Source organism: Streptomyces sp. NBC_01716 (assembly GCF_036248275.1).
GTDB lineage: Bacteria > Actinomycetota > Actinomycetes > Streptomycetales > Streptomycetaceae > Streptomyces.
The window spans coordinates 3,739,596-3,765,952 of record NZ_CP109181.1 but is presented as its reverse complement, the minus strand read 5'-3'; the positions used below and the strand labels follow the sequence as shown (position 1 = coordinate 3,765,952).

Annotated in this window: 18 protein-coding genes and 1 tRNA gene; 4 read left to right on the top strand and 15 right to left on the bottom strand. The window is 72.8% G+C overall.

Annotated elements, in window-relative coordinates; translation table 11 throughout:
* The first annotated feature begins 52 nt into the window (after window positions 1-52).
* The 4 genes from tmk (at window position 53) to OIE74_RS16425 (ending at window position 6,555) form a co-directional block, all read left to right on the top strand.
* Window positions 53-3,304 (top strand): dTMP kinase, encoded by a 3,252-nt coding sequence (gene tmk, locus OIE74_RS16440; RefSeq protein WP_329383811.1) that lies wholly within the window; start codon window positions 53-55, stop codon window positions 3,302-3,304.
* A 188-nt stretch (window positions 3,305-3,492) separates the two neighbouring features.
* Complete coding sequence (locus tag OIE74_RS16435) at window positions 3,493-4,698, top strand: DNA polymerase III subunit delta' (protein ID WP_329383808.1); 1,206 nt, start codon at window positions 3,493-3,495, stop codon at window positions 4,696-4,698.
* A 138-nt stretch (window positions 4,699-4,836) separates the two neighbouring features.
* On the top strand, window positions 4,837-6,366 hold the full coding sequence (locus OIE74_RS16430) for an alpha/beta hydrolase (protein WP_329383805.1): 1,530 nt from the start codon (window positions 4,837-4,839) through the stop codon (window positions 6,364-6,366).
* Between the two features lie 115 nt (window positions 6,367-6,481).
* Window positions 6,482-6,555, top strand: a tRNA-Thr gene (locus tag OIE74_RS16425).
* A 92-nt stretch (window positions 6,556-6,647) separates the two neighbouring features.
* Here OIE74_RS16425 and OIE74_RS16420 read toward each other — a convergent pair.
* The 15 genes from OIE74_RS16420 to OIE74_RS16350 all read right to left on the bottom strand — a co-directional run bounded on the left by OIE74_RS16420 (window position 6,648) and on the right by OIE74_RS16350 (window position 26,276).
* Complete coding sequence (locus tag OIE74_RS16420; protein WP_329383802.1) at window positions 6,648-8,192, bottom strand: TRAFAC clade GTPase domain-containing protein; 1,545 nt, start codon at window positions 8,190-8,192, stop codon at window positions 6,648-6,650.
* A 7-nt stretch (window positions 8,193-8,199) separates the two neighbouring features.
* Window positions 8,200-10,656 (bottom strand): GTPase-associated protein 1-related protein, encoded by a 2,457-nt coding sequence (locus tag OIE74_RS16415; RefSeq protein ID WP_329383799.1) that lies wholly within the window; start codon window positions 10,654-10,656, stop codon window positions 8,200-8,202.
* Window positions 10,653-11,840, bottom strand: a complete 1,188-nt coding sequence (locus OIE74_RS16410; RefSeq protein WP_329383796.1) for a TRAFAC clade GTPase domain-containing protein — start codon at window positions 11,838-11,840, stop codon at window positions 10,653-10,655. Before OIE74_RS16410 ends, OIE74_RS16415 begins: the two co-directional genes overlap by 4 nt.
* Window positions 11,841-13,448 (bottom strand): hypothetical protein, encoded by a 1,608-nt coding sequence (locus OIE74_RS16405; protein ID WP_329383793.1) that lies wholly within the window; start codon window positions 13,446-13,448, stop codon window positions 11,841-11,843.
* Between the two features lie 4 nt (window positions 13,449-13,452).
* Window positions 13,453-15,432, bottom strand: a complete 1,980-nt coding sequence (locus tag OIE74_RS16400) for an AAA family ATPase (protein ID WP_329383790.1) — start codon at window positions 15,430-15,432, stop codon at window positions 13,453-13,455.
* Window positions 15,429-16,826 (bottom strand): hypothetical protein, encoded by a 1,398-nt coding sequence (locus OIE74_RS16395; RefSeq protein WP_329383788.1) that lies wholly within the window; start codon window positions 16,824-16,826, stop codon window positions 15,429-15,431. Before OIE74_RS16395 ends, OIE74_RS16400 begins: the two co-directional genes overlap by 4 nt.
* A complete protein-coding gene (locus OIE74_RS16390; protein WP_329383784.1) occupies window positions 16,823-17,467 on the bottom strand; it encodes a 4Fe-4S single cluster domain-containing protein in 645 nt (214 codons plus the stop codon). The genes OIE74_RS16395 and OIE74_RS16390 overlap by 4 nt, the downstream gene beginning before the upstream one ends.
* Entirely contained in the window at window positions 17,464-18,516 is a 1,053-nt protein-coding gene (locus tag OIE74_RS16385) for a protein kinase domain-containing protein (protein WP_329383782.1), read from the bottom strand. The genes OIE74_RS16390 and OIE74_RS16385 overlap by 4 nt, the downstream gene beginning before the upstream one ends.
* Before the next feature lie 2 nt (window positions 18,517-18,518).
* The gene (locus OIE74_RS16380) at window positions 18,519-19,289 is read right to left on the bottom strand and encodes a protein phosphatase 2C domain-containing protein (protein ID WP_329383779.1); all 771 of its coding nucleotides are present in this window, start codon (window positions 19,287-19,289) and stop codon (window positions 18,519-18,521) included.
* Complete coding sequence (locus OIE74_RS16375; protein ID WP_329383776.1) at window positions 19,286-20,056, bottom strand: vWA domain-containing protein; 771 nt, start codon at window positions 20,054-20,056, stop codon at window positions 19,286-19,288. Before OIE74_RS16375 ends, OIE74_RS16380 begins: the two co-directional genes overlap by 4 nt.
* Window positions 20,053-20,265 carry a hypothetical protein gene (locus tag OIE74_RS16370; RefSeq protein WP_329383773.1) on the bottom strand — a complete coding sequence of 71 codons (213 nt, stop codon included), beginning with the start codon at window positions 20,263-20,265 and terminating at the stop codon, window positions 20,053-20,055. Before OIE74_RS16370 ends, OIE74_RS16375 begins: the two co-directional genes overlap by 4 nt.
* A gap of 144 nt (window positions 20,266-20,409) precedes the next feature.
* Complete coding sequence (locus OIE74_RS16365; RefSeq protein ID WP_329383769.1) at window positions 20,410-21,516, bottom strand: macro domain-containing protein; 1,107 nt, start codon at window positions 21,514-21,516, stop codon at window positions 20,410-20,412.
* Between the two features lie 58 nt (window positions 21,517-21,574).
* Window positions 21,575-22,252 carry an RES family NAD+ phosphorylase gene (locus OIE74_RS16360; protein WP_329383766.1) on the bottom strand — a complete coding sequence of 226 codons (678 nt, stop codon included), beginning with the start codon at window positions 22,250-22,252 and terminating at the stop codon, window positions 21,575-21,577.
* Complete coding sequence (locus tag OIE74_RS16355; protein WP_329383764.1) at window positions 22,252-22,944, bottom strand: hypothetical protein; 693 nt, start codon at window positions 22,942-22,944, stop codon at window positions 22,252-22,254. Before OIE74_RS16355 ends, OIE74_RS16360 begins: the two co-directional genes overlap by 1 nt.
* The gene (locus tag OIE74_RS16350) at window positions 22,941-26,276 is read right to left on the bottom strand and encodes a CHAT domain-containing protein (protein WP_329383761.1); all 3,336 of its coding nucleotides are present in this window, start codon (window positions 26,274-26,276) and stop codon (window positions 22,941-22,943) included. The genes OIE74_RS16355 and OIE74_RS16350 overlap by 4 nt, the downstream gene beginning before the upstream one ends.
* Between the last annotated feature and the right edge of the window lie 81 nt (window positions 26,277-26,357).

The window sequence follows — 26,357 nt, the reverse complement described above, 5'->3', positions numbered from 1 at the left end:
GTTTGTTCGGGCGGGCCTCCGGGCACCGGCGGGCTCCGGATAGGCTGGGCGGATGACGCGAGCCGAGCAGCCAACGGTCGTGAGCCCCACCTCCGACTCCGACGCACTTGCCGCAGACTCACGAGAGCGTGCCGTACGAGCTTTGTTGCGATTCCCCCCGCTGCGGCGGCTGTGGGGCGCACAGCTCGTGGGCGGCATCGGCGATGCACTCGCCCTTCTCGTGCTTCTGCTGCTGTCGTTGCAGGCGGCGGTCGCCGAGGGCTCGTTCGGGGCGGGATACCGGGGAGTGGCGTTCGCCGTCGCCGCGGTCTTCGGTGCCCGGATCCTTGCCACAGTGCTCTTCGGAGCCGTACTCCTCGGGCCGCTGTCCGCGCTCACCGCGCCCGGATCCGGGACGCGCGCGTCCGGAGCACGGGCGGGCGACGGCGCCGAGGCCTCCAGCGGCGCCAAGGGCGGTCCGCTGGACCGTCGCTGGACGATGATCGGGGCCGACGGCGTACGCCTCGTACTGCTCATCATCGCGCCGCTCTGGCTCGACTGGAGCCCCGAGAACGCGCTGCCGATCCTGCTCAGTACGGTCTTCGTCGCCGGTGTGGCCGAGCGCTTCTGGACGGTGGCCAAGGAGAGCGCGGCACCCGCCCTGCTCCCGGCCCCGCCGCCGGAAGGCGCCGCCGTACGCCCGATGCCCGACCGTCTCGACGCGCTGCGCCGGCTCTCGCTGCGCACGAGCTTCGTCGCGATCCCGGTGGCCGCGGCCGTCCTGCTCGTCGTCACGCTGATCAGCAATCTGATCGGTACGGGCGTCGAGTGGTTCTCACTGCACCAGGCGGCCCTCGGGTCGTACGTCGCGGCCGGACTCTTCGCCGCCTCCGTCTCGACCCTGTTCATGCTGGAACTGCCCGGCGGCCCCACCCCGCGCCCGCGCTCGCCGCTCGAAGGCCTGCGCCGTCCGACGACCGGAACGGGTCCGGACAAGGGCCGTACGGGCGCGGTGCCGCTGCTGGTGTTCGCCGCCGCGGCCGTGGCCGGCGCCGTCGCGTCCGCCGCCGCCGTCTCCGTACTGCACGCGAAGGACCTGGGCGGCGGGCCCGTCGCCTTCGCCCTCCTGATCCTCGCCCTGACGGGCGGCGTGGGGGTCGGTATCCGCGGTGCCGCGAAGGTGCTGCCGGGGCTGTCCCGGCGCCGGCTGTTCGCGCTGGCGATCGCCTTCACCGGTGTCGCGCTGCTGGTCACGGGACTTGTGCCCGACACGGCGACCGTGCTGTTCGTCGCGCTGCTCGCCGGTGTGTCCGCCGGGATCGCGGCCGCCACCGGTCACGGGCTGATCGACCAGGAGACCGAGGAGTACCGGCACGGCCGGCACACCGAACACCTCCAGGCCGTCGTCCGCGTCTACGTGGCGCTCGGCGCCGTGGTGGCCCCCGTACTCGCCGCCGCGATCGGACCGCACCGGCTGGCCTCCGGGGACTTCGTCTTCGCGCACGGCGGCGCGGCCTTCACACTGATGCTGGTCGGCGCGCTGCTGCTGCCGGTGGCCGCCGTCGTACTCGCCAAGACCGACGACCGGTCGGGCGTACCGCTGCGGCGTGATCTGGGTGACGCGCTGCGCGGCGGCGCCGACCCGGCGCAGGCCCCGGCGGCGAACGGCTTCTTCATCGCCGTGGAGGGCGGCGACGGCGCCGGGAAGTCGACCCAGGTCGAGGCGCTGGCCGAGTGGATCCGCGCCAAGGGCCACGAGGTCGTCGTCACGCGCGAGCCGGGCGCGACGGCGGTCGGCAAGCGCCTCCGATCGATCCTGCTCGATGTGTCGAGCGCCGGTCTGTCGCACCGCGCGGAGGCGCTGCTGTACGCCGCCGACCGCGCGGAGCACGTCGATTCGGTCGTACGCCCCGCCCTGGAGCGCGGCGCGATCGTCATCTCCGACCGCTACATCGACTCCTCCGTGGCCTACCAGGGCGCCGGGCGCGATCTCGCGCCGACCGAGATCGCCCGTATCTCGCGCTGGGCCACGGACGGTCTCGTACCGAATCTGACGGTGCTGCTCGACGTCTCGCCCGAGGCGGCGCGCGAGCGCTTCACGGAGGCGCCGGACCGGCTGGAGTCCGAGCCGGCCGAATTCCATCAGCGTGTACGGGACGGCTTCCTCACGCTTGCCGCGGCGGACCCCGGCCGGTATCTGGTCGTGGACGGGGCGCAGGAGCCCGAGGCCGTCACCACTGTCGTGAGGCACCGGCTCGACCAGATGCTGCCGCTGTCGGCAGCCGAGGTGAAGGCGCAGGAGGAGGCGCGGAAGGCCGCCGCCGAGGAGGCGCGGCGCCGGGCCGAGGAAGAGGCGGCGCGGAAGGCCGAGGAGGAGCGCCAGGAGCGCGAGCGGCAGGCGCAGCTCGCCAAGCTCCGGGCCGAGGAGGAGGAGCGCAAGCGCCGCGAGCTGGAGGAGGCGCGGCAGCGCGAGGCCGACCGGCAGGCGATGGAGGCCAGGGAGCGGGCCGAGGAGGCGCGCAGGCTGGCCGAGGAGGAGCGCGTACGGCGCGAGGCGGAGGACGCCACGCGGCGGGCGGAGGAGGAGCGGCTGCGGCGGCTTGCCGAGGAGGAGAGCCGGCTCAGGGCCGAGGCGGAGGAGCGGCGGCGCGAGAAGCAGCGCAAGGCCGAGGAGGCGCTGCTGAGGGCCGAGGAGGCGCGGCGGCTGGCGGAGGAGGCCGGAGCCGCGGGGGGCGCGGGGGCTGAACGTCCGGAGTCGGACAACGAGTTGACGGTGCCGACGCCGGTGGTCACCCCGGACGACGCGACCCAGGAGGTGCCCGCGCCGCCGGGCCGGGACAGGTCGGGCGACAGGAGCGACTCGGGTGACTCGCGTGATTCGGGTCGCTCGGGTGGCTCGGGTGCGGACAACGACGAGACGCGGGTGATCCCGAAGGTTCCGGACCCGGGGGAGGAGTCGGGGCGGTCGGGCTCCGGCGGGGCTTCGGGCTCGGGCTCCGGCCCCTCGGGGGCGGTGGACCGGGCGGTCGACGAGACGGCCCTACTGCCGCCCGTACGGGACGCCCATCCGGGCGACCGGGTGCCGCCCGGCTACTTCCGCGACGACGCGCAGGGACCGGCCACCGCGCCGCCGGTGGTCGGGAACGACCAGACGCGGGAGCTGCCGCAGGTCGATCCGGAGCGGCCGGCACGGCGGCGTTCGGACTGGGCGGAGGAGACTCCGCTGGACGATCTTCCGACGCTCGCCGACGAACTGCTCGGCCCGCGTGACGATGACGACGACATCGGCGGGGCGCGTGGCGGTCGCGGCCGGGGTGGCCGCTGAGGGACCGGTTGCGTCGGGGCGGTCGTTCGGGCGCCGGTTGGTAGGGGGCCGCGGGCCGGAATGTGGGCCTCCGCCCCGGTGGGACGGGATTGTCAGACCCTGCCCCCACAATGGATCTCGAAAGTCGGCATCCGGTCCCGATCCCGGTCCGGATGCCGTGGCGCGCGACTCGGAGGCGGTGACGGCGCATGACCGTATGGGACGACCTGGTCGGGCAGGAGCGCCTCGCCGACACGCTCACCGCCGCCGCCCGTGACGCGGACGCCCGGGTCACCGCCGAGGCCTCGGGCACCCCGCCGCCCGAGGCGACGAAGATGACGCACGCCTGGCTGTTCACCGGCCCGCCGGGCTCCGGCCGTTCCACCGCGGCGCGGGCCTTCGCCGCCGCCCTCCAGTGCACCAGCCCGGACCGCGCGCTGGGCGGTGTGCCCGGCTGCGGGTTCTGCGACGGCTGCCACACGAGCCTGATCGGTACGCACGCCGACGTCGAGGTGGTCCGCACCGACCTGCTCTCCATCGGCGTCAAGGAGACCAGGGAGCTGGTCCGCCGGGCCCAGCTCTCCCCGGCTATTGGCCGGTGGCAGGTCATCGTCCTCGAAGACGCGGACCGTCTCACCGAGGGCGCGGGCAACGTGCTGCTGAAGGCCGTCGAGGAGCCCGCGCCCCGTACGGTCTGGCTGCTCTGCGCCCCCTCCCTGGAAGACGTCCTGCCCACGATCCGCTCCCGCTGCCGCCATCTCACGCTCCGTACGCCACCGGTGGACGCCGTCGCGGACGTCCTGATGAGACGCGACGGCATCGAGCCGGAAGCGGCGGCGGCAGCCGCGCGAGCCACCCAGGGGCACATCGGCCGCGCCCGCCGGCTTGCCACGGACGAACGGGCCCGCGCGCGCCGGGCCACCGTCCTCAAGGTCCCGCTGCGCGTCGAGGACATCGGCGGCTGCCTCCGGGCCGCCCAGGAACTGATCGACGCGGCGGGGGAGGACTCCAAAGAGGTCGCCGAGGGCCTGGACGTCAAGGAGACCGAGGAGATGAAGGCCGCGCTCGGGGCCGCGCCGGGCGGCCGGATGCCGCGCGGTACGGCGGGCGTCATGAAGGAGCTGGCGGACCGGCAGAAGCGCCGTTCGACCCGTACCCAGCGCGACAGCCTCGACCTGGCGCTCACCGACCTGACGGGCTTCTACCGGGACGTTCTGGCGATCCAGTTCGGCTCGCGGATCGGGCTGGCCAACGACGACGTACGGGACGCGCTCGACCGGATCGCGAGAGTGTCGACGCCGGAGGCGACGCTGCGCCGGATAGAGGCGATCTCGGCCTGCCGCCAGGCGCTCGACCGCAATGTGGCGCCGCTGCTGGCGGTGGAGGCGATGACGGTGTCGCTGCGGTCGGGCTGAGCCGGGCCCGCGTCGGGTCAGCGTCTGGTCTGGTCAGCGTCGGCCTTCCGGGTGTGCCTGTACGCCGTCCCGTTCGCAGGAGTCACCCGTACGGACAGGGAAAAGCGACACCCACCACGCGGCGGCTAGGCTCCTCGAATGGACTTCAGGCGCCTCCTCCGTCTCTCGGCCGCCGGGCTCGCCGCAGCCGGTCTACTCCTCTCCGGCTGCACGTCCGACGATTCGTCGTCGGGCGAGGCATCGCCGGAGTCGGGGGCTCCGACGGCGCTGAAGAAGTACTACGGGCAGAAGATCGACTGGCACGGGTGCGGCGTTCCCGAGTTCAAGTGCGCCTCGTTGAGGGTGCCGCTCGACTACGACCGGCCGAACGGCACCGAGATCAAACTCGCCATCGCCCGCAAGAAGGCCACCGGCCCCGGCGAGCGCCTCGGCTCCCTCCATGTGAACCCGGGCGGCCCCGGGGGCTCGGCCATCGACTATCTCCAGGGGTACGCGGGCATCGGCTACCCCGCCCCGGTTCGCGACCGCTACGACATGGTGGCCATGGACCCGCGCGGCGTCGCCCGCAGCGCGCCCGTCGAATGCCTCACCGGCAAGGAGATGGACGCCCACACCCAGGTCGACCAGACCCCCGACGAACCGGCCGAGCGGAGCCTCCTGGCCGAGTCCTTCAAGAAGCTCGCCGAGTCCTGCGAGAAGCAGTCGGCCGAGCTGCTGCCGCACGTCTCGACCGTCGAGGCCGCCCGTGACATGGACATCTTCCGCGCCGTCCTGCGCGACGAGAAGCTGACATACGTCGGGGCCTCGTACGGCACCTTCCTCGGCGCCACGTACGCCGAGCTCTTCCCCCGGCGCGTCGGCCGGCTGGTCCTCGACGGCGCGATGGACCCCTCACTGCCGGCGGAGGAACTGAACCGCGACCAGACGGCGGGCTTCGAGACCGCCTTCCAGGCGTTCGCCGAGGACTGCGCCAAACATCCGGACTGCCCCCTGGGCACCGGGGCGCCGGAGGAGGCGGGCCGCCGCCTGACCGCCTTCTTCAAGGCCCTCGACAGGAAGCCGATCCCGACCGGCGAGCCTCGCAAACTAGGCGAGTCCCTGGCCACGACGGGCGTGATCAACGCCATGTACGACGAGTCCGCCTGGCCCGGCCTCCGCGAATCCCTCAGCAGCGCGATTGACGACGACGACGGCTCCGGACTCCTCGCCCTGGCCGACAGCTACTACGAACGCGAGGGCGACGGCTCCTACACGAACCTGATGTTCGCCAACGCCGCGGTGAACTGCCTGGACCTCCCGCCGGCCTTCGAAAAACCCGCCGACGTCGACGCGGCGGTGCCCTCCTTCAAGGAGGCGTCCCCGGTCTTCGGCACGGGCCTCGCCTGGGCCTCCCTGAACTGCGCCTACTGGCCGACGAACGCAACGGGCACCCCACACCGCATCGAGGCGAAGGGCGCCCCACCGATCCTGGTGGTCGGCACCACCCGCGACCCGGCGACCCCGTACAAATGGGCCCGGTCGCTGGCCGAGCAGCTCTCCTCCGGCGTCCTGCTGACGTACAACGGCGACGGCCACACGGCGTACGGCCGGGGCAGCGACTGCGTGGACACGGCGATCAACACCTACCTCCTCGAAGGCACCCCACCGAAGAACGGCAAGAAGTGCTGACCACACCCCTCTCCCCGGCCAAACCCTGGTTCGGGGCACCCCCAAGAACCCTGTAGACTCGCACCCGCTGCTGATGCGAACCTGACCGTGCGCGGACAGAACAAATCCGCAGCTTGCCGCCTTAGCTCAGTTGGCCAGAGCAACGCACTCGTAATGCGTAGGTCTCGGGTTCGAATCCCGAAGGCGGCTCTGTGAAGGCCCCAGAACTCACTCGCCGTGATCTGGGGCTTTTGCTTTTTTCTGGCCCGGCAGCCCACTCCACCCCAACTGCCGCGGCGCTCTCACCCCCGCAGGCACCACCCGACGAAAGTCGCGATGCTGGGGTCCACCCGTCCCTCGTCGTCCGCCACCGCCGCCGTGCAGAAGAACCGGACCTCGCCGAACTCCAAGTCCATCGTCTTCACCAGGTTCCGCAGGCCAAGGCGGTCACCCAGCCACTCGCGGGCCGTGTCGCTGTCGTCCGGGTGGTCGGGGAGGAGGCCCGGCTGGTTGGTCAGGAGGTCTCTCTTGGTGATGGCGACGGCGAGGCGGGACTTGTCGAGGGGGGTGTCCATCGTGCGGATGGTCTGGATCGAGCGGGAGAACACGTCCTCCGGGTCGACCGTCGACGCCAGCGTGCGGTCCACCTTCGGGCCCGCCGGGTCGAGGCGGGTCCAGAACGCGTCGACGGCCATGGGGTCGAGGACGAAGACGAAGGTGCGGGCCTCCCGGACGTAGCGCAGCGCGTCGGTCTCCTCCCGGCTGACGAATCGCTCACCGGCCGTGTCGAAGACATGCACCAGCTGCTCCGTACGGCCGCTGCCCCGCACGAACGAATGGGCCCGGGGCAACGTCTTCTGGGTGGGGCGGGTGCGGCCCTGGAGTTCCAGGACCTCGTTCAGGACGCGCTGGTTGTCGGTCGACTCGGGGTCCGCGAGCCGGATCGCGGGACCACCGTTCTCCGCGGTGTTCTCCAGCGACTTCACCATCGCCGCCATCAGCTGTGTCTTGCCCGCGGCCCGGCCGCCGATCAGCGGCAGGATCAGCTCGGGCATGTGCCCGGCGTCCGGGTTCATCGGCTTGCCGCAGTGTTCGTGCACGCAGTGGCCGCTCAGCCGGGCGTCCCTGCTCATCAGCATCAGCAGGGTCGGTACGCGCTCGCCGCAGGCGCACCGGCGCCGGACGAGGCCGAAGGTGCCCGGTCGGATGTCGGCGTGCCGGCGTCGGCAGGTCTGGCGGGGGCAGTCGTACGCCGGATAGGGGACGCGTTCGAAGCAGCTCGGGCACAGCATGCCCCTGGGCAGCCCGCGCAGGATCATCACCGTACGGTCGGTGCCCCGCAGGGTGAGCGCGGTCAGCCGGGCGCCGGCCGTCAGCAGGGCCACGCCGAGCGCCTGCACGCCGAAGAGCGTGCCCAGCACGGGGGTCGCGGCGACGGCGCCGACGCCCAGGCCCACGTAGAGGGTCAGGCCGTACGGGACGGAGGCGGCCCGGTGCACGGAGGGCGCGGTGAACTGGCCCGCGGTCACCTGGCGGTAGGCGTCGGTGACGGTGCGGATGTACAACCGCCTTCCCTGGGTGAGGAGTTGGCGCAGATCGCGGGTGGCGGGACCGAAGAAGTAGTTGCGGTGGGCCAGTTCGTCGGCGGGGCGGTACGGCGGGACGCTCACGAACTCGGGAGTGCGCAGGCGCAGGACGCCGTTGAGCAACTGGCAGTAGCGCCACAGCAGTTCACTGACCAGTGCCGCCCCGCGCAGGGCCACGATCGCCGGGGCGAGGAACAGGTAGAGCAGAAGCAGGGCCAGGTAGACCGCGGGGACCAGGACGAAGATCAGGATGTCGCCCATCGGAGGCTCACCACTCTTCCGGTTGGGGGCCGTCCGAGGACCCTCGCTGGGTGAGCTTGCGGCTCCACTTCTTCATGCGGCCCAGACGGTTCTCGGCGCACTCCTGGTAGGCGTCGGCGAGCCGCGTGTCGTAGGGGCGGAGTGCGCGGGACAGACGGGCCAGGTCCTCGGACCGCCAGTGGTGGGCGGTGTGCAGTCGTACCGCCTGGACGATCTCCAGGTGTGCCTGCGGCAGTGCGGCCCGTTCACGGCTGACCGCGATCACCCCGGTGACATGGCTGAACAGCACCTCGTCGACAGGGCCCGTGGCCACCGCGGCCCGTTGCACGGCGCGCAGATAGCCGTCGGCGAGGGAGAAGCCGAATTCACTGATCTCGGTGCGCAGCCGGGCCGGGTCGGCGGGCAGCCGGAGCATCGCGGGGAGCAGCCGGTAGTGCTTCAGCGCGCGGGGTGCCGCCCAGGCGTCGATCTGCGGGATCCGGAACGTACGGGCGAGCGCGGTGGCCTCGGTGGCCTCGCGCAGGGCCGCGTCCAGCCGGAGGGTGGTCCGCACACACTCCTGGGTGACCGCCCGCAGCCAGGACTGGCGGCCGGGCGCGGCCAGCGCGTCGCACAGCACCAGGCAGGCTCGTAGCCCCCGCTCGTCGCGGACCTCCTGCTTCATCGCGCGGTCGAACCACTCGCCGACCGCGTCGTCCACTTCCTCGTCCACCGGCTGCTCCGACGGCAGCCGGCGGGCGATCTCGGTCGCTTCCTCGTGCGTCCAGGCCGGCGACGGCTGCCGCCACAGTCCCCGCAGCAGCTCCCCGTCCGGCCAGGCCTGGCCGCGCACCTCCAGGATCCTGAACAGCAGGTCGACCGTACGGGCGGGCTTCCGCTCGGCCCGCGCCCGCCAGTAGTGCTCCAGGAGTCCGGGCCGCCCACCGAGGTCCTGCTCGCTCAGCAAAGTGGCCGGGAACTGGGCGAACAACTGCTCCTGACCGCCCCGCTCCGCCAGCACCTCCTGTACGGAGGTCGCCAGCGCGGCCCTGAACTCCGGCAGGGCGCGGACGAGGCGGGTGACCTCTTCGCGCAGGCCGGGGCCCGCGCCGGAGGCACCGAGCAGGGCGCGGGCCAGCTCCAGGCTCTGGGCCGCGAGCAGCTCCGGCGCCGGGTCGATCCGCGCGCCCACCGCCCACAGCAGCAGCCGTACCCGCTGACGGCTGTCGGCCGCCTCGCCGAGCAGCCGCTGCCACAGGGTGGTGGCCTGCTCCCGCTCGGCGGGACGCGTGATCGGCACGGGACCGGGGGCGTTCGCCACGCCGGTCACATAGGCGCGGATACGGGATTGGTGGAGCTTGCCCTCCAGCTCCTGGTGCAGCGCCGCGTCGCCGCCCGCATCGGCCGCCGCGCTCAGCGCCGCGAGCCGGGCGTCGTCCAGGTCCCGGTACTTGTGATGGATGTCCGCCGCCACCGTCGCCCGGCGCGGCCCGAGATGACCGGCGTCGGCCAGCCAGTCGATCACCGCGCCGACGTCGGCGTCGGTCAGCTCGATGCCGCCCGCAGCCGCGGCAGCCGCCACCGGGGCGTGCCAGTCGCCCAGCGCCCTCTCCTGGCCGTGCGTGTACTCGGCCGTCCAGGACCAGACCGAGCGGATCGACCCGACTCCGATCCGGATCAGCAGCCGTACCAGATGGTGGGTGGGGACCACTTCGGGGAAGCGGCCCGCCGAGAAGTCGAAGACGGTGTACGAGTCCTCGTCGTCGGGGCGGAAATCGGGGCGCGCCTCGGGCACCGTGCCGATCAGGTGCAGCCGGCTGCGGGTGGGGCGGAAGAGGTAGGTGGCGAAGGAGAGGGTGTCGGCGAGCGGGGGTGGCAGGAAGTAGGAGACGGTCGCGAACCAGTGGGCGATCCGGTCTGTCGTGTCGTCGATGACCACGACCGAGCCGTCCTCCGCGAGCGCCGCCAGCACCGCGGCCAGCAGGGCAGGCAGCTGCTCGGCGTACGGGTGCGTGCGGAGGAAGGCGCGCGCCGAGCGGGGCGACAGCGGGCCCCGTGACAGAGGTCCGGGCAGCTCCGGAATCTCGGTCGTACCGGCGACTCGCGCGGTCCACACCGGGGAGTTCCACAGCTCGATCGCGAGCAGCCCGCCACTGTCCGCCGTGAACTCGCCCTCGGTGTGCAGGGCGTGGGCGAAGTAGTTGCCGAAGCGGCGGGCGGAGTCCCGGCCGACGTACCGCACGCACAGTGTGGTGGCGCCGCCCCGGCGGCCCGGGGTGTGGCAGAGGTTCACCGGGCAGCGGTCCAGCAGCTCCGGGGTGTCCGACTCGACCAGGGAGCGCGGTGGTTCGTACCCGGCCAGGCCTTCCACCCGGTTCCGGGTCTCGGCCGAGACCTGCTCGCTCACCGCGTTGAACTGGAAGCCGGAGGAACCGCTGAGTCCGTGCTCGCAGGACGTGTAGTAGAGCTGCTGGAAGTTCCTCATCCCCGGCCCGCCTTCGGCACCGAACCGAACTCGCTCAGCAGCCAGAGCAGCGGATCCGCGACCCGGTAGGGCTGGATACCGGTGTCGGCGACCCGGGAATCGGCCGTGGCGCTGCGGCCCAGCGCGGAGACACCGAAGTAGCGGTAGCGGGCGAAGGTGTTCTCCAGGGACTGGTCGATGGGCACCCCGTCCCACTCCTTGAGCAGCTGGCGCACCTCCTCGTGGACGCTGAGGCTGTCGCCGACGTCGAAACGGCCGCGCGCGGGTGCGTGCGACCGCAGCGGGCTGCCGCTCTCCATCAGATGCCAGAAGGCGTCCAGCTTGGAGAAGACCACCGCGATCGGGGTGTCGACCTTTGCCGCCCTGCCGCCCCGCGCGGCCAGCAGCAGGCCGCTCACCCGGCTCAGCACATTGATCGGCGGGTCGATGCCGTCCATGCCGGGCAGCGCCGTGCCGGGCCCCGCGTTGTCCCGGGCGCCCCGCATCTGCAGCGGGTCGAGCAGCAGGATGATGCCGTCCGCGTTGCTCAGATACCGGGTGTTGAGTTCCACGCTCTCCCTGCTGTTGAAGTCCTCGCCCGCCGTGTCGAAGAAGGACAGCACGGTGTGCTGCGGCCGTTCCCCGAAGAGCCCCTTGCGGCGCAGCCCGAACCGGAACACCAGCGGTTCCACCCGGTTGGAGTTGGTCGTCGCTGTCTGCGTGGGCGGGAACATCTGCCGGTCGCGGTAGAGCCTGTCCTCGTACTCCGAGCTGTAGCGGCGCATGGTGGTGTCGTCCAGGCCCATCAGCGAGGCGCCGTACGCCTCGCCCACCTGGTTGCGCATCTCGTGCAGCAGCACGGTCATGTAGATCGTCTTGCCGGAGGATCTCGCGCCCACCATCGCGATCAGCCGGTTCTCCACCATCCCGAACTGCACCGGCAGTTGGACGTGGCAGACCGGGCAGATGCGGTACGTCGTCTCGCCGTCGCAGTCCGGGCACACCGCCGTCGATCTGCGGCCGTCGGCGGCGAAGTCAGGGCCCACGTCATGGCTGGGGCGCCTGCCGAAGCGTTCGTCGAGGACCGGGTCGCGGCGGCGCCGGCACTCCTTGCCGGTGCGGCTGAGCCGGCAGTTGCAGCGGAACCGGATCTCACGCGGGGCGAAGGTCTCGTAGCAGTAGGAGCAGGTGAGTCGTCTGGCCATTCAGGTCACTCGCAGCCTGTGCAGCGCCGTGGGGCGGATGTCGATGTCGCGGTCTTGAGCGGAGCCCGGACCGTCCGCCGGGAAGCAGACGAGCCAGGAGGGACCTCGGGTGCGGGGGAGGGGGAACTCCACGGTGAGAGGGGTGCCGGCGGAAAGGCGCTGGGCGGGGACCTCGTGGAGGACGGTGCCCTCCGCCTCGCTGGTGGGGCGGTAGCGGCCGAGGCCGTGGACCACCCGGAGGGCGGGGAGGTCGCAGCCGGTCCGGGCGGTGAAGGTGAGGGTCGCGACGCGGGCGCCGGTGAGGCGGCGGCGCAGGGAGGGTTCGTACTCGACGATGGGGGGTTCGGCCGGGATACGCAGCGAGGCCGCGCCCTCGGTGTCGGCGGTGAGGCCGGGGACCAGGGCCTCGACGGTGAGCGTGATCGCGCCTCGGCCGACGGGGAGATCCAGGCCGCCGTCGTGTTCGTAGACCCGGCGCCGGCAGTTGATGTCGCCGTTGCGGGGCCGGTCGCCGGTGGCGGTCGCGTCCTCACGGCGCCAGCGGACGCGAGCGGTGAGGGCGGAGTCGGGCCAGGCCCAGAGGACGAGGAGGTGGTCGTCGCGGCGGATGGCCTGGAGTTGGTCGACGGGGACGGAATGGAGGGCGGGGGTGGCGGTGGAGGAGGGCGGGGCCGGTTCGGGTTCTGGCAGCGGTCCCGGCTCGGGCTCGGGTTCGGGCTCCGGTTCCGGTTCCGGTTCGGGGATGGGGATGTGGACAGGGCTGGGGACGGGCGCGGTGATCGGTTCGCCGGCGGCCGGTGTGGGCTCGTCGCTCGCGGGCGGCGGAGCCGTATGTGTCACGACCCTGGGCTGTGAGGCGCCTTCAGGCTGGGCTCTGCTTGGTCCGGGGTCTTCCGGGAGGGGCCGCCAGGGTCGCGGTTCCGGGTCCTCCAGGGGAGGAGGGAAGTGGGACCTCGTCGGTGCCGAGCCTGTGGCCGTGCGGAGGAGGCCGAAGTCCTCCAGGAGCAGGAGGCCATGTACGGCGGCCAGTTCCGGAGCTGTGCAGCGGACCGTGAGGCCCTGGGCCCCGGGGAGGTTCTCGATGTCCGTGCGGTGGGCTCGCGTCGTGTACAGGTCGCCGGAGAGGAGTACGGCGTCCGGGGACGCATCGGCCAGTAACTGGCCTATCGCCGTGAGGGCGTGGTCGCCGGCCGGCTGTTCGGTGCGCGTGGTGACGATTCGTACCGTCAGGTCCGGGGTGATGTCGAGAACCGTCAGCTCCGCCGTTGTCGCGGTCCGGTCGACCACCAGGACGGTGCGCTGTACGCCTTCGTCGATCGCGCCGTAGTGCAGGGCGACCGCGACCGGCACCGGGACGATTCTGCTGACGCGGAGGCCCATGTCCTCGGCGGCGCGGCGAAGGCGGGCCTCGGCCTCGCGGCCGGCGGACGCGGGCAGGCCGAGCACCGCCTCCTCACCCGCGGCTCCGGCAAGGAGCGCGGTCAGGGCGGTGGCGGGGTCGGCGACTGCGTCCGTTCCGGCCAGGTCCGTCGTCGAGACGGTCGTACGGCCTTCCGGGTCGGTGCGGCCGATACGGACGATGTGGTGGCCGATGGCGATGCCGATCATGTGTTCAGCCGTTCCCTTCCCCGGTCGTGACCCACGGCGTGCCGTCGGCGCCGGTGCCGAGCCGGATGCGGCTCCCCGGGGCCGGGCGGTGCGCCAGGAAGTGGGCGACCACGGCCGCCCGCAGCCGCTCCATCTCGTTGCGGATCTGCCGTCCGCCGTACGCCTGGTGCTCCGGGTCGCTCATCCGCTCGGTGATCCAGGGGTGCAGGGTGTCCGTGTCGGGGACCAACTCGACCTGGTGGCGTTCGCGGACGGACTCGGTGAGCTCGCCCAGCAGCCGGTCGGCGATCTTCACGATGTGCTTGCGCCGCAGCATGTCGAAGACGACCACGCCCGGCTTGAGGCGACCGTAGATCTCGGGCCGGCCGATCGTCCGGAACTTCTCCTCCACGGCCCGGGTGAAGTGTGCCTCCAGGACGGCGTACGGCACTTCCTCGTCGTCTTCGGACAGCAGATCCTGGACCGCCTCAGCGCCGGTGTTGGAGGTGAAGATGATCAGGCACTGGGAGAAGTAGGCGGTCTGGCCGCGGCCGTCGGTGAGGCGGCCGTCCTCAAGGATCTGGAGGAACTTGTCCAGCACCCGTGGGTGCGCCTTCTCTATCTCGTCGAAGAGAAGGACGCTGAACGGCCGTTCCTGCACTCGCCGGGTCAGCTCGCCGCCCTGCTCGTGGCCGATGTAGCCGGGCGGGGCGCCCGCGAGACGCTCGGCCGCGTGCTCCTGCTGGTACTCGCTCATGTCGAAGCGGGCGTACGCGCTCTGGTCGCCGAACATCAACTCGGCGACAGCCTTGGCGAGTTCGGTCTTGCCGACGCCGGTCGGGCCGACGAAGAAGAACGCGCCCCGGGGGCGGGCGGTGCCGGAGCCGCCGAAGTCGATGCCCACGAAGGCCGCTTGGAGCGCGGCGGCCACCGCGTCGACGGCTTTGGACTGGCCGACCACTCGGGTGCCCAGTACGTCGCCCGCGCGGGCGACGGTCTCCCGGTCCAACTGGGTCCACGGGTCGATGCTCACGTTCAGCCGGTGCAGTTCCAGGAGCTTGTCCGGTTTCTGCAGGGGCGCGTCGCGCAGCCAGGAGGTCCTGGCGAGCGCTTCGACGTCCCAGCCGGACATGCCGTCGGTCGCACCGACCAGGGCCTCGATGTCGTGGCGTGTGGCGCCCGGGGCGCCGTTGAACTCGCCGCGCAGCCAGGTCAGCCACAGGCGGCGCTCGCTCGGGTCCGGTGGGCCGATGTGCAGGGTGGCGATCCGCGGGTCCTCCAGGTGGAACCAGCCCGGCAGCCGGCCGACGTCGCCCACCGCGCACAGGACGGCGTTGCGGGCGTGCGGGTGGCGGCCCGCCAGGGCCGAGTGGGGGGTCACGGCATCCGTCATCGCGGCGCGCAGCCGGAGGTAGCCGGGATTCGACTCCGGCTCGCCGGGCGGGAGATGGTGGTCGACGTCCTGGAACACGAAGGCCGTGGCCGCGTCGGGGGAGGCGGCGAGCCGGTGCACGGCGGCGACCACGTCGTCGAAGGCGCGCGGGGGGCCGGCCGGGCGGGGGGAGAGCAGGCTCGACCGGTCCCGCTCGCGTTCGCCGCCGCGCCGGCCGCGCGGGTCGGTCTGTCGCGGGCCGCGGGTGTCGGTCTGTCGCCGGTCGTCCGCGGGTGCGGCCGTACCGCCGCTCCTCGTGGCCGCGCCTGGCCGGTTCGCCTCCAGCTCGGCGAAGCGCTCCGCGTGGCCAGGCAGCGGAAAGCTGAGTCCGCCCACCGGGTCCCACCAGCCCACCACATCGGCGCCGCGCGCCTCCAGCACCCCGGCGACCAGTTCCCGGAAGGAGGCGGGCCGGTCGTCGAACCACCAGCGGTCCCGGATCTGCCCGTTGACGATCACCTGACGGCCGCGCCGCAGCTCCCAGCCGAGCGACACCGCCCACAGGGGCATCATGCCGTCGGCGGTGACGGGCCCCGTACCGTCCTCGCCCTTGGTGAAGCCGGCCGCGGTCATGGGGTCGTCCACCTCCAGGAGGTCTCGCGGGGCAGCGGCTTGGCGCGCCGGCCCGGCGGTTTGCCGTCCCAGGCGAGCTCACCCGGTACGAAGCCGTCGTCGCCGCCCAGCGCCTCGTGCACCCGCTCCAGCAGTGCCTCGGTGGTGTCGCACACCGCCTCGTCCTGTGCGGCGTACAGCGTCACGTCCGGCTCGCCCTCCACGTGGTAGACGAGGACGGGCGTGCCGTCGTTCTCGGTGGTGACCGTCGTCTCGTACGTCGCCCCGGTCGGCCGCGTGAAGTGCAGCCGGAAGCTGCCCCCTTGGTCCTCACCGCCCTCGAAGGCGAACCCCTCGCCGGTCATGGCATCGCGAAGCGCCTCCACCAGGTCCCGGCGCCGCTGGTACGCCAACTCCAGCTCGTCCAGTCGGTGTTCGGCACCGGGGAGCCGGCCTTCCAGTTCCGCGACCGCCTTCAGGGCCTCGGCCGCCGAGCGCGCGGTCAGTGCTTCGGTGACCGTACGCAGGGCGTCCCCGATCTCGGCGGCGAGGCCGGGGTCGCCGAGTTCGGTGGCGGTGTCCACCACGCCCTCGGCCGCCGGACGTACGGCGCCGAGCCGCTCGGCGGCCTCGGCGACGGCCGACTCCAGGGCAGCCCGCGCCGCCTCGCGCTCCTGTTCCGCCAGGGCCTGCCGTTCGGCGGTTTCCCGCGCCTCCGTGACCGTCGCCCCATGCTGGGTGAGGGCGTGTTCGGCCGTGCCGAGCAGGGCTTCGAAACGGACCCGCGTGTCCGGGCCGGCGGCGGCGCGCAGCTGGTCGAGCAGATCGGTGCAGCGGCGGTTGCCGTCCGGGTCGAGAGTGGCGCCGTCCGGACCGGTGGCGGAGAGCCGGTGCTCCAGGCCGGCCAGGACGGCGGCACGGTCGTCGGTACGATTCCCGGCCGCCGCCGTGCCCAGGCTCACGACCCGGCCGCGCAGCTCCTCCACCGCGTCCCCGAGCGGCTCCCCACGGGCGGCCCGCTCCAGCAGCTCGGCCAACCGCCGCTCCAGGGAACCGATGCCGGCTCGCGCACCCGACTGCTGGGCCTCGGCGATCAGCTCCCGCACCTCGTCGAGACCGCGCTCGTCGGCCCGGGTCTGGTCCGCCCGCGCATGAGCCAGCCGGGCGCTGCGCTCGGCCGCCCGGCGGGCCGCCAACTCGGCCTGGCGCCGGGCGGTTTCGGCCCGGCGCCGCTCGGCCTCGACGCGGGCGCGTTCCCGCCGTGCGGCCGCCTCCTGGGCCAGCCGGACCCGCTCGGCGGCCCTCCTGCGCTCCCGGGCTCCGCGCTCCTCCGCCCGCCGCCGGCGCTCCGCCGCCTCCCGCTGGGCGTACAGCGCTCCGACGCGGACGCTGCTGTACTTCGGTGATCCGCTCATCGTTCCCTCCGTGCCTCGGTGTGCAGCACGAACCCCCGCGCCGCGAGCCGCTCCTCAAGCCTTCTCCGGAATCCGGGGGTTGGCGGCACCCCGGCCCAGGAGAGTGATCCGTCGGCGTCCGCCGAGAGCTCGATTCCGGCGGTCGTGTCCGGCTCGGCCAGGACCCGTGTGTAGCGGTCGGTGAGCGGGATCAACCGCTGGTTGTCCGAGCCGCGCCAGCGCAGACCGCCGTGCCGCGCCGCGAGGTACGGCCCGTCGACCAGCAGGTCCAGCCGTTCCAGCAGGGCGAGCCGGTCGGGGCCGCCGCGCCGCAGTGCCTCGTGGCGGAAGCCGGAGTACGCCATCGCGCCGAAGTCCGGGCGGCGCTCCCGTACCGCGTCGAGCAGGTCCGCCAGCCCTCCGGCCTGGCTGAACGGCTCACCGCCGGAGAACGTGACGCCGTCGATGCCGTCCAACCGGCAGAGCCAGTCGGCGAGTTCGGCGACCGATCGGCTGGTGCCGCCCTCGAAGGGCAGGGTCTCAGCGGCCACGCAGCCCTGACAGCGCAGCGGACAGCCCTGGACCCAGACGACCGCGCGGGTGCCGGGGCCGAGGACGGTGCAGCGGTCCAGCGTCCGGGCCACGGAGAGACGGGTCGTCATGTCTCCTCCCTAGGGTGACCGGGGTAGCTGTCGGCGCCCCGCTCGGCCTGGTCGCACCACGGGCACCACGGCCGTTCCACCGTGTGGACGTGGCGGGCGTTCACCGCACACACCTTCAGCCGGCCCGGGGCCAGTTCGGCCGTGAGCGCGTGGGCCCACTCCGCCGCCGTCGGGCGTCGGAGTGCTTTCGTGAACGCCGTCCGGAACAGCTCCGTGAGCCGTCTCGGCAGCAGGTCGGCGGGCGGCACGGAGCGGGGCAGCAGCACCGACGTACGGTCGGTGATCCGGCAGCGGCCGTGCAGCACGTTGTCGTCGTACGACAGATAGTCGCCGCCGTCCGCCGGGTGGCCGGCGAAGGGGTTCAGCCCGGCCATGAGGAGTTGGTGGACCAGGACCGCCAGGGCGAAGTCGTCGGATTCGGTGCCCGGTGGCGTGCCGGCGGGGGCGCCGATCCGCTCGGGGGCCGTGTAGCCGGGGGTGCGCATCCGGCCCGGGAACAGCTCGCGGCCGTCCGTGAACTGCCACGAGTCGACGTCCGCCATCGCGACCCGGCCGCTCTCGTCCGCCCAGAGGTTGTCGGGTTTCAGGTCGCCCACCACATAGCCCTCGGCGTGCAGTTCGCCCAGCAGCCGGGCGAGGGCGAGGGCGGTACGGAGGCCGCTCGCCCAGGTCGCCCGGGGCAGGTGGGCACGGCGGGCGGAGGTGCTGAGGAGGTGGTTGAACGGCTGGTAGGCGTGCCGCATGTCCGTCATCACGTAGCCGTCGACGGGTTCCGCGTCAGTACCGTCGGGCGTGCGCACCGAGACCAGCGGCCAGGCCACCCGGACGGGTGTGCCGGAGAGCAGGCGGACGGTGCGGGGTTCGCGGCGCTGGCGCACCAGATGGGCCACGCGACGCCGGTAGGCCTCGGGGTCGGGCGGGTCCGGGACGAGTTTCGCGACCAGGGGGCGGGCGTCGTCGACGCCGTACACGAACCCCTCCGAGCCGCTGCCGATCTGCCCGGTGAGCCGCCATGTGTGTCCGTTGCCCGACACCACTGTCAGTCCCACGGTCACCGCCCTTCGACGAGTGCGCAGAGGATGGTCAGATCGTCACCGGTCCGGGCGGCCTCCGGCCCGGAGAGCCAGCGCCGGAGGGGCTCGGCGTCCCCGTGGTTCCCGCGGAGCGTGGCGGTGAGACCGCGGAAGAAGCCCTCGGCGGGTAAGGGGCCCGCTTCCGGGGGGAGTTGGCGGACGGAAGGGTGGTCGAGGGTGAGGGCGGCACAGCCGTCGGTCGACAGGACCACTCCGCCGAGTTCCGGCTCCCAGACGACGAAGGTGCGGATGCGGAGGGCCGCGCCGGGGGAGGAGAGGAACGCGGGTGGGACGGTGGGCGGGGGGAGGACCAAGTGGCAGCGGTCGTCACGTGTCAGCAGGGTGCCGAAGCCGTCGCCCATCGAGACGAAGGCCGTCCAGGGCGGGGTCACCACCGCCGCGGTGAGGGTGGCCGCCAGGGTGCCGGCGTCCCCCGAACCCGGATCCGCGCCCAACACCGCTGATACCGCCCGCAGATACTCCTCGACCACCCTTCTCCCGCGCTCCGCGATCCACCGGGTCCAGGTCTCCGGCGCCTCCTCCGCGTCCGGTATGTCCTCCGTCAGCAGGCGGCAGGCCGCGTCGACCGCCATATGCGCGCCCAGGGCACTGCGGTCGCGGCTGCTCGCGCCGTCGGACACCGCCAGTACCGCCGTGTCGCCCAGGTCGACCGCCTTGAAAGCGTCCTGGCAGCCCTGGCCGGCGGCGAGATGGGCGGTGCCCTGGACGGAGGCGCCCGCGATGATCATCGGAGCCCCCTCTCCAGTCGGTCCATGCGCGAGAGCCGGGTGGCGCGTTCGTTGAACATCCGGCGGAAGGCCTCCGCGTCCTGGTCAGGGCTGCTGTCGTCCGTGCTCTGGAAGAGCAGGTCGAGGATCCGGCCGAAGTCCAGGTTCTCCAGGGAAGAGGTGGCCTCCGGCGCCAGTACCCGGAGCATCGGCAGGTCGGCGCCGCGCACCCCGATGAGCTGGAAGACCCACTCCCCCTTCTCCTCGCCCCGGCGCACCCGCTCCGCCGTGGCAGCCAGGGCCGTCGTGTCCAGGGGGCGGCCCTGGGCGTCGCTGGGTGCGCCGTCCGTCAGGACCCACAGGAAGGGGCGCCGGACCGGCACCCGTTGCCCCTGCAAGGTGCGGTAGCGGGTACGGGCCAGTTCGACGGCCCTTTCCACGGCTTCCGTCAGCCGGGTCAGCCCCGCGGCGCGCAGTGTGGGCGGGTGCATGCCGTCCACCGGGACGAAGAGCCGGTCGGCGTCGGCTTCCTCGACCGGGACCAGCCGGCCCGGACCGGGGTCGTAGACCCGCACCGCCGAGTCGAAGGTGATGAGGCAGACCTCCACCCGGGTGCGCAGCCGCTCCTGTGCGCGGACCCCGTCGAACCAGCGGGTCAGCGCGCCGTTCAGCTCGTCGATCCGCGGGTGTTCCTCGGGGCGGCCCATGGACGCGGAGGTGTCGAGGAGGAGGACGACGGGCTGCCGTTCCTCGAAGCCGCTCCCGAACTGGACGCTGTGGACGCTCATTCGGCCGCCTCGGTGTCGTCGGCGCGGGCCATCAGCCGCCGCCGTTCGGGGTCGTGGTGCACGGTGACGGCCGTACCCGGCGGCAGGCCGGGCGGCTCGGGGACCATGCGCAGCAGGACACCGTCGACGAGTACGTACATATCCGGTGCGGGCCAGGTCACGGTGCGACCCGCGCAGCCGTGCGCCCACTCAACCATCCCCCTGGTCATACGGCTACGGTAGGTGACGTCGGCATCAACATGCGTGTTCCTTCGGTGAATTGACACCGCGTGGACATCGGCGGCTCCGCGGGTGCGAGCCGCCCAGGGGAAGGTTCCCCCTGGACACCCCACCTGAGCGACCCGCCCTTGAAGTCAACCGGACCGGCCGGGCGCCGACTGGTCGCGCCCCGGGCGGGTCCTGGCCGGGATCCGCTCCACCACGCGGGCCGCCTCCGGGGTACGGACCACGAAGTGCACGTCCCAGCGCGCCCCGCGCGCCAGCTCCGCCTCGACGGCGCTCCATACGGCGGCGGCGCTCACCCGGTACGGAAGCCCGCCGCGCCCGGAGCCGAGCAGCGGGAAGCACACCGAGCGCAGCGGCGGGGTGTGCCGGTCGTGCTCCTCGGCCAGCAGCGCGAGCGCGCGCGAGGTGGCGCGGGTGACGTCGGCGGGCAGCACGTCGTAGTCGTTGGTGCCGGCCCGGGGCACGGCAACAGCCGCGTGGTAGATCCGTCGTACGCCGTACTCGGCCATGGCTCCCGAACCGGTCGCCACCACGGTGCCCGGGACCACCGGGCGTCCCGAAGTGCCGTGCCGGGCCGTCCACTTGCGCAGCTCTTCGAGAACCGGGTCGTCCAGCAGGTCGCCGGTCACCCCGCGCGCGGCGGCGGCCCGGCGCAGCGAGGCGGAGACCGAGGACTTGTACGGCTCGGGCAGCGCGAAGTAGGTGTTGGCAGGGGAGACCACCACGTCCACGTCCCGCAGCAGGTCGACCGGGTGGACATGGAGCGCGAGGCGTACGGTCCGGTCGCCTGCCAGGACGTCCACGGAGCGGTGGGTGTCCCCCTCCCAGTCGCCCTCGCCCGGCTCGTCCCCGCCACCCTCCACCAACTCCACTATGTGCTCGGCCACTTGCCCGAGCACCATCACCTCGTGGTGCTTGCGGAAGCGCTCCTCGCTCACCCGGTACACCTCGGCCGCGCGGGCCCGCCGGGAGGACGCCGGCCAGTCCCTGGTGCCCTGGGCCAGGCCCAGCGTGTACTCGGCGGCGGTCCGCAGGGTGCCCGCGTCGAGCCGCTCCACGGCGCGGCGCAGCAGCGTCTCCACGGCGCCCTCGCGGGTGCGCGTGGTGGAGGCCAGAGCGGCCGCGGCCGAGTCGAGGGCGGGCAGCTCGCGGCCGCGCAGCCTCAGCAGTCCCGCCCGTCGAACCGCCTGTAATTCCCCGAGTATTGACGTGTGGTCAATGGATGGCGGTGCCATGCGGCAACGATGACACCAGGTGTCACACGAGGACAAGCAGGCGGGCGGGGTGCCGGGATCAGCGGTGAATTGGCTCCTTGATCGCCGAACGGAGAGGTTCCAGCAGCTGGTTCGCCTCCTTGATGCCGTCCGGGGAGCCGAGGTCGGGGATGCTGCGGTAGGGCAGTGCTTCGAGTGGTCCGTCCGCGCTGTGCCCGAGACGGTCTCCGAAGAGCACCAGGGCCCGCCGTGACGGGTTGCGTTTGGAACCCCAGATCATCCCCATGGCCTCGGGTGCCTGGGCCCGGATCTCACGCGCCCAGAGGCGTGTGTCCGCGTAGTGCTCGGGTCCCTCGTTCTCCAGCAGGAGATGGTCCTGGCAGACGGCGGCGAGGGCCGCTCCGGAGCACAGCGAGACCAGATTCAGCTCGCACCGGGTCCGCGCCACGTTCAGTGACTTGCCCCGCACCGACGCCCAGGGGACCAGCCGCATACCGGTCTCCGGGTCGAAGGGACGTGAGCGCAGCAGGGTCTCGGCGAGAGCGGTCTCGGCGTCCGTGGCCGCGTACAGACAGGGGTACGGGTCCTCCGGTGTGCCGTGGAAGCGGCCGGGCGCGGGGTCGTCCGGGATGAACGGCTTGAACTCCTCCGCCGCGTAACGCGACGAGTGCATCCGCCACAGCTGGGTACCGGCGGGCAGCACCTCCCAGTGCGGGCGGAAGCGGTACACGGAGGGCGACAGGGTTTCCTCGTGCATCAGTCCCCCTCCACCAACGCGACGGCGGCGCCGACCAGTTCGCGGTCCGGCCGGATGCCGAGGAGGGCGGCGGGCGGCCCGCCGCCCAGCCACGCGTTGCCGCTCAGCCACCAGTCGGCGGCTCCCCACGGGTCCGCGTCGGCGAGCAGCACCCGGTTGACCTCCAGGACGACCCCGTACGGGGCTCCGCCCCCGGGCTTGAACTGGAACTCCGGGTAGCGGTCGCCGAGTTCGGCGTCGGCGAACCGGATCAGCTCGGGTGGTGGCGCCGAACCGCGGTACCGGGTACGCACCTCGGCGGCCGAGAGGGCGGGCGCGTGGAGCAGTCTTCGCTCGGCGGCGGCGATGATGGCCGCGGTGTCGGGGGGCCGTGGTGGCCCGGCCGTGAGCCTGGCCAGCAGATCCTGTGTCCGCAGCACGACCGGGGCGCTGACGGACGCCGTACCGGCGAGCCGTACGGAGTCCAGCACCTCCCGGACCGGATGGTCGAAGGGCAGCGACACCAGGCAGAGGCGTACGGCCTGGAAGGCCCGGACCACGGCCCTGGGGTCGTCCGGCGGTGTGCCGGCGAGCGCGCGCAGGCGGGTGAGCAGGAGTTGGTACTGCTCGTCGGTCAGCCGGGCGCGGATGTCGTCGAGGTGTTCGTCGACGAGGTCGAGCACGCCCGTCCCGCTGTCCTCACCCGGGGTCATACGGTCACCTCTCTCCGGCCGGGGTGGCCCTGATGGATGAACGCGGCCCACAGGGCGGGCCGTTGGAGGTCGGGGCGGCCGATGTCCGGCCGCAGCGAGTCGCTCAGCCGGCCCGGATCCCGCCGGTCGGGGTCGAGCATCCACAACTGCGCGGCCCGCAGGGCGTCGACGGGGCTGAGCCCGGCCCGCAGATGGTGGTGGAAGACCGCCATCAGCAGCGTCGACACACTGTCCCGGGCGGTCCACCGCGACCCCACGACATCACGTGCGCCACCCGACACGAACGCCGTGGTGAGGGTCAGGGCCTCGTCGTGGTCGCGGGTGCTCAGGTCGGTCTCGCAGGCGCTCAGCACGATCAACGGGCCGTCCTGCGCCGCCTGTCCGTCCGGTGGCGGCCGGTCGAGGAGCCGGGTCACGTTGAGTCGGCCGATCTTCTCGCCGCGGCCGTCGGGGGCGAGGTGCAGGGCCGACTCCGTCGGTCGTATCCCCGCCATGCCGTGCGTGGCCAGATGGACCATCGAGTGGTCCTGGGCGAGCAGGGCCAGCAACTGGTCGGGTGTGCCCGCCGGTACCGAGTCGGGCGGCAGGGAGGCGAAGTCGCCGTACAGCCGTGCCCCCGGATAGAAGGCGTTGCGCAGCTCCAGGACCTCCACCTCGGCATACGTCAGCGAGAGGCTCGGGTCGGCCACCATGGCCGGGGCCGAGACCGGATCGCGCGGCGCGCGTTTCACCGTACGCAGGAACTGGCTGCCGGAGGCCGCGTAGCTGATCACCAGGGCCTGACAGAGGTAGTCGTGCGGGGCGTCCGCGGGGAAGCGGGCCGCGTGCCAGGGGACGATGCCGAGACGGCCGCAGGGGACAAGGACCACCCGGGGCGTACGACGATCGGCCGCCTCGCCGGGGAGATGTTCCTCCAGCCCGGCGAGGACATGGGCGAACACCTCGTACGCCCAGTCGCACAGGTCGGACAGGGCCTCCTCCCAGGCCCGTTCCGCCGCTTCGCCGGGGTGCTCCGCGCGGGCGGCGGCCGCGTCCAAGTAGTGCTCCAGAGGGGCGGTGCCCGATGCGGAGAGCATGGGCAGCGCGCCCGCGCCGATGCCGATCTCGGGGCCCACGGCCAGCACCATGCCCGGGGCCTCGTCCTCGCCGCTCGGGACCAGATAGATCAGCGCGTCCGCACCGGCCTCGCCGACACCGTCCGCCAGTTCACGCAGGGTGGGAGTGCCGAACAGGCCTCCCCGCTTCCGGTAGCCGAGGGCCTCCAGAGCCTCCCGGCGCAGGGTGCTGGGGAGCTCGGCGGGCAGCTCGGTGCTGTCGGCGGTGCCGGACTTCCGCCAGGCGGCGGCGAGTTCGGGATGGCCGTGCTCCTCCAGCAGGTCCGGTACGGCCCGGGAGGTGGCCGCCGACTGCAACACCAGTGCCCGGCCCAGTTCCAGGGCGGCGACCGCGTCGTCCACCCTCCCGTGCGAGGCGGCCCACAGGGCGGCCCGTACGCCGAGGGAGGCGCCCTCGCGGGCGGTTGTCAGGCGGTGTTCGGCGCCGTGCTGGAGGAGGACGTCGGCGGCGAGGGCCTCCAGGGCCTCGTTGGCCGCGTCGGTGGCGGCGTCCGCGTCGGACGCGCTCTGCTCTCTGTGCCAGCGGGCGCGGTAGAACTCGGCGAGCGACCACAGGGACTTGGCGGCGACGCGCGGGGCCCGGCCCTGCCGGATGTGCTCGCGGAGCCGTTCCAGCGTGGTGATGGCGGCATCGAGGTCCGCCGGGTCCCTGGTGAAGGCGTAGCGCATGCCGAGGCGGTCCGCGGCGGAGTTCAGCCGGTCGGCGGGGGCGTCCGGTGGTGGCACGTCCCGGTCCGGGATGTTCGCCGCGTCGTCGGTGAGGTAGGAACGCAGGGCCGCCAGGTCCGGGATCATGGACTCAAGCTCTTCCTCCCCGATCGGGACGGGGCTGCCCCCCGCGGCCGCGCTGCCTTCCTCGAAGTCCGCGAGGCCGCGCAGGAGCAGTTCCCTGTCCATCGTGAACCGGCCGAGCATGAGGCGGGCCATGGCGCGGGTGAAGACGGCCACGAAGCGGAAGTCGTGGTCCTCGGGGACGGCGTCGGCCAGCGCCTCGGCCTTGGGCAGGAGGCCGCGGAGCCGCTCCACGTCCTCGGCCTGCCCTGCGGTACGGACCTCGGTCATCAGCCCCATCACGTCCGCCATGATCGCGAAGCCGTCGGCCATGGGGATCGAGCTCTCCGACTGGCGCCGCAGGAAGTCGGTGATCGTCCGGGTGTGCTCAAGGCCGATCGCCTGGTCCTGCAGGGTGCCGCCGGCGCCTTCGCTCGCGGTGAACAGCAGGGCCATCAGCCCTTCGAGAGCGTCCTTGTTCGGCGTGCCCTCCGGCAGCCCGTCCAACGCCTCGCGCAGCCGCCCGAGTTGCTGATTGACGGCGGCGGGGTCGCCGCCGCCGACCTGGTTCACGAAGTCCACGGACGTGGTGTTGGCGGCCTGCAACGCGGCGATGAGCCGGCGGAAGTCGTCGGGGGTACGGGGCATGGCGGGGGAGCCGGGGCCGGGTTCGCCGGAGGGGTCCGGGGTGGCGCGCGCGTCACCCGTGTCCGCGCCGGCACCGGGCGTGGGGCCCGTGCCGCCCTTCGGGCCCACGCCTCCGGTCATCGCGGACAGCATGTTCGTCATCAGCTGCCGCAGAGGATCGGTGCCCGGAGAACCGTTGTCGGGAATGAGGCCGGTGAACAGGTCGGTGACCCCCTGGGCAGAGGGGTCGTCATAGAGGTCGCGCACCTGCCGCAGCTGCACCAGGGTCTCCGGCGGCAGTGGGAGCTCGGCCGCCTCGCTCACCAGCTCCCGAATCTCGCCGGCGAAGGCGGCCATCCCGGCCGGCCCCTCCCGCATGATCATGTCGAAGAAGGAGGTCGCGTCCGGTTCCGGCGAGAGCCCGCCGAGCATCTCCTGCAACGGCAGCGCGTGCGTCAGCAGGAACAGCGCGGCCCACCGCCGGTCCTCGGTGGAGGCCGTGGCTCCGGTCGTCGTGGCCGGGTCCCGTACGTCCCGCAGCAGGCCGTGCGCCCGCTCCCGGTCTTCGGGAGATCCGCCCCCGGTGCCGTGGCGCAGGGTGAGGGCACCGCCGAGCCACAGGCTCACCGAGCTGCGCAGCTCGGGCTCGTGGTCCAACAGGTCCGAAAGCGCTTCGAGTTCGGTGATCGAGTCGTCATGGGCGCGTGAGTGTCTGGCGACGGTGTCCGGCGTCGGCAGCAATTCCTTCGCCCGCCCGACGGCCTCGCCGGCCCAAGCCCGTAAAGCCTGAACGCCACCGGTCTCCTCTTCTTCCCCCACCGGCCACTCCTCACTTCCCGAGGACATCAACAGTCAGTCCTGATCCCCATGATGACGAGACGCCCGTCACAATGACGCCCG

Excerpts from the sequence above, each read along its gene's own strand:
- tmk (WP_329383811.1), top strand. The coding sequence starts at position 53 with ATGACGCGAGCCGAGCAGCCAACGGTCGTGAGCCCCACCTCCGACTCC.
- OIE74_RS16435 (WP_329383808.1), top strand. The coding sequence starts at position 3,493 with ATGACCGTATGGGACGACCTGGTCGGGCAGGAGCGCCTCGCCGACACG.
- OIE74_RS16430 (WP_329383805.1), top strand. The coding sequence starts at position 4,837 with ATGGACTTCAGGCGCCTCCTCCGTCTCTCGGCCGCCGGGCTCGCCGCA.
- OIE74_RS16420 (WP_329383802.1), bottom strand. The coding sequence starts at position 8,192 with ATGGGCGACATCCTGATCTTCGTCCTGGTCCCCGCGGTCTACCTGGCC.
- OIE74_RS16415 (WP_329383799.1), bottom strand. The coding sequence starts at position 10,656 with ATGAGGAACTTCCAGCAGCTCTACTACACGTCCTGCGAGCACGGACTC.
- OIE74_RS16410 (WP_329383796.1), bottom strand. The coding sequence starts at position 11,840 with ATGGCCAGACGACTCACCTGCTCCTACTGCTACGAGACCTTCGCCCCG.
- OIE74_RS16405 (WP_329383793.1), bottom strand. The coding sequence starts at position 13,448 with ATGATCGGCATCGCCATCGGCCACCACATCGTCCGTATCGGCCGCACC.
- OIE74_RS16400 (WP_329383790.1), bottom strand. The coding sequence starts at position 15,432 with ATGACCGCGGCCGGCTTCACCAAGGGCGAGGACGGTACGGGGCCCGTC.
- OIE74_RS16395 (WP_329383788.1), bottom strand. The coding sequence starts at position 16,826 with ATGAGCGGATCACCGAAGTACAGCAGCGTCCGCGTCGGAGCGCTGTAC.
- OIE74_RS16390 (WP_329383784.1), bottom strand. The coding sequence starts at position 17,467 with ATGACGACCCGTCTCTCCGTGGCCCGGACGCTGGACCGCTGCACCGTC.
- OIE74_RS16380 (WP_329383779.1), bottom strand. The coding sequence starts at position 19,289 with ATGATCATCGCGGGCGCCTCCGTCCAGGGCACCGCCCATCTCGCCGCC.
- OIE74_RS16375 (WP_329383776.1), bottom strand. The coding sequence starts at position 20,056 with ATGAGCGTCCACAGCGTCCAGTTCGGGAGCGGCTTCGAGGAACGGCAG.
- OIE74_RS16370 (WP_329383773.1), bottom strand. The coding sequence starts at position 20,265 with ATGACCAGGGGGATGGTTGAGTGGGCGCACGGCTGCGCGGGTCGCACC.
- OIE74_RS16365 (WP_329383769.1), bottom strand. The coding sequence starts at position 21,516 with ATGGCACCGCCATCCATTGACCACACGTCAATACTCGGGGAATTACAG.
- OIE74_RS16360 (WP_329383766.1), bottom strand. The coding sequence starts at position 22,252 with ATGCACGAGGAAACCCTGTCGCCCTCCGTGTACCGCTTCCGCCCGCAC.
- OIE74_RS16355 (WP_329383764.1), bottom strand. The coding sequence starts at position 22,944 with ATGACCCCGGGTGAGGACAGCGGGACGGGCGTGCTCGACCTCGTCGAC.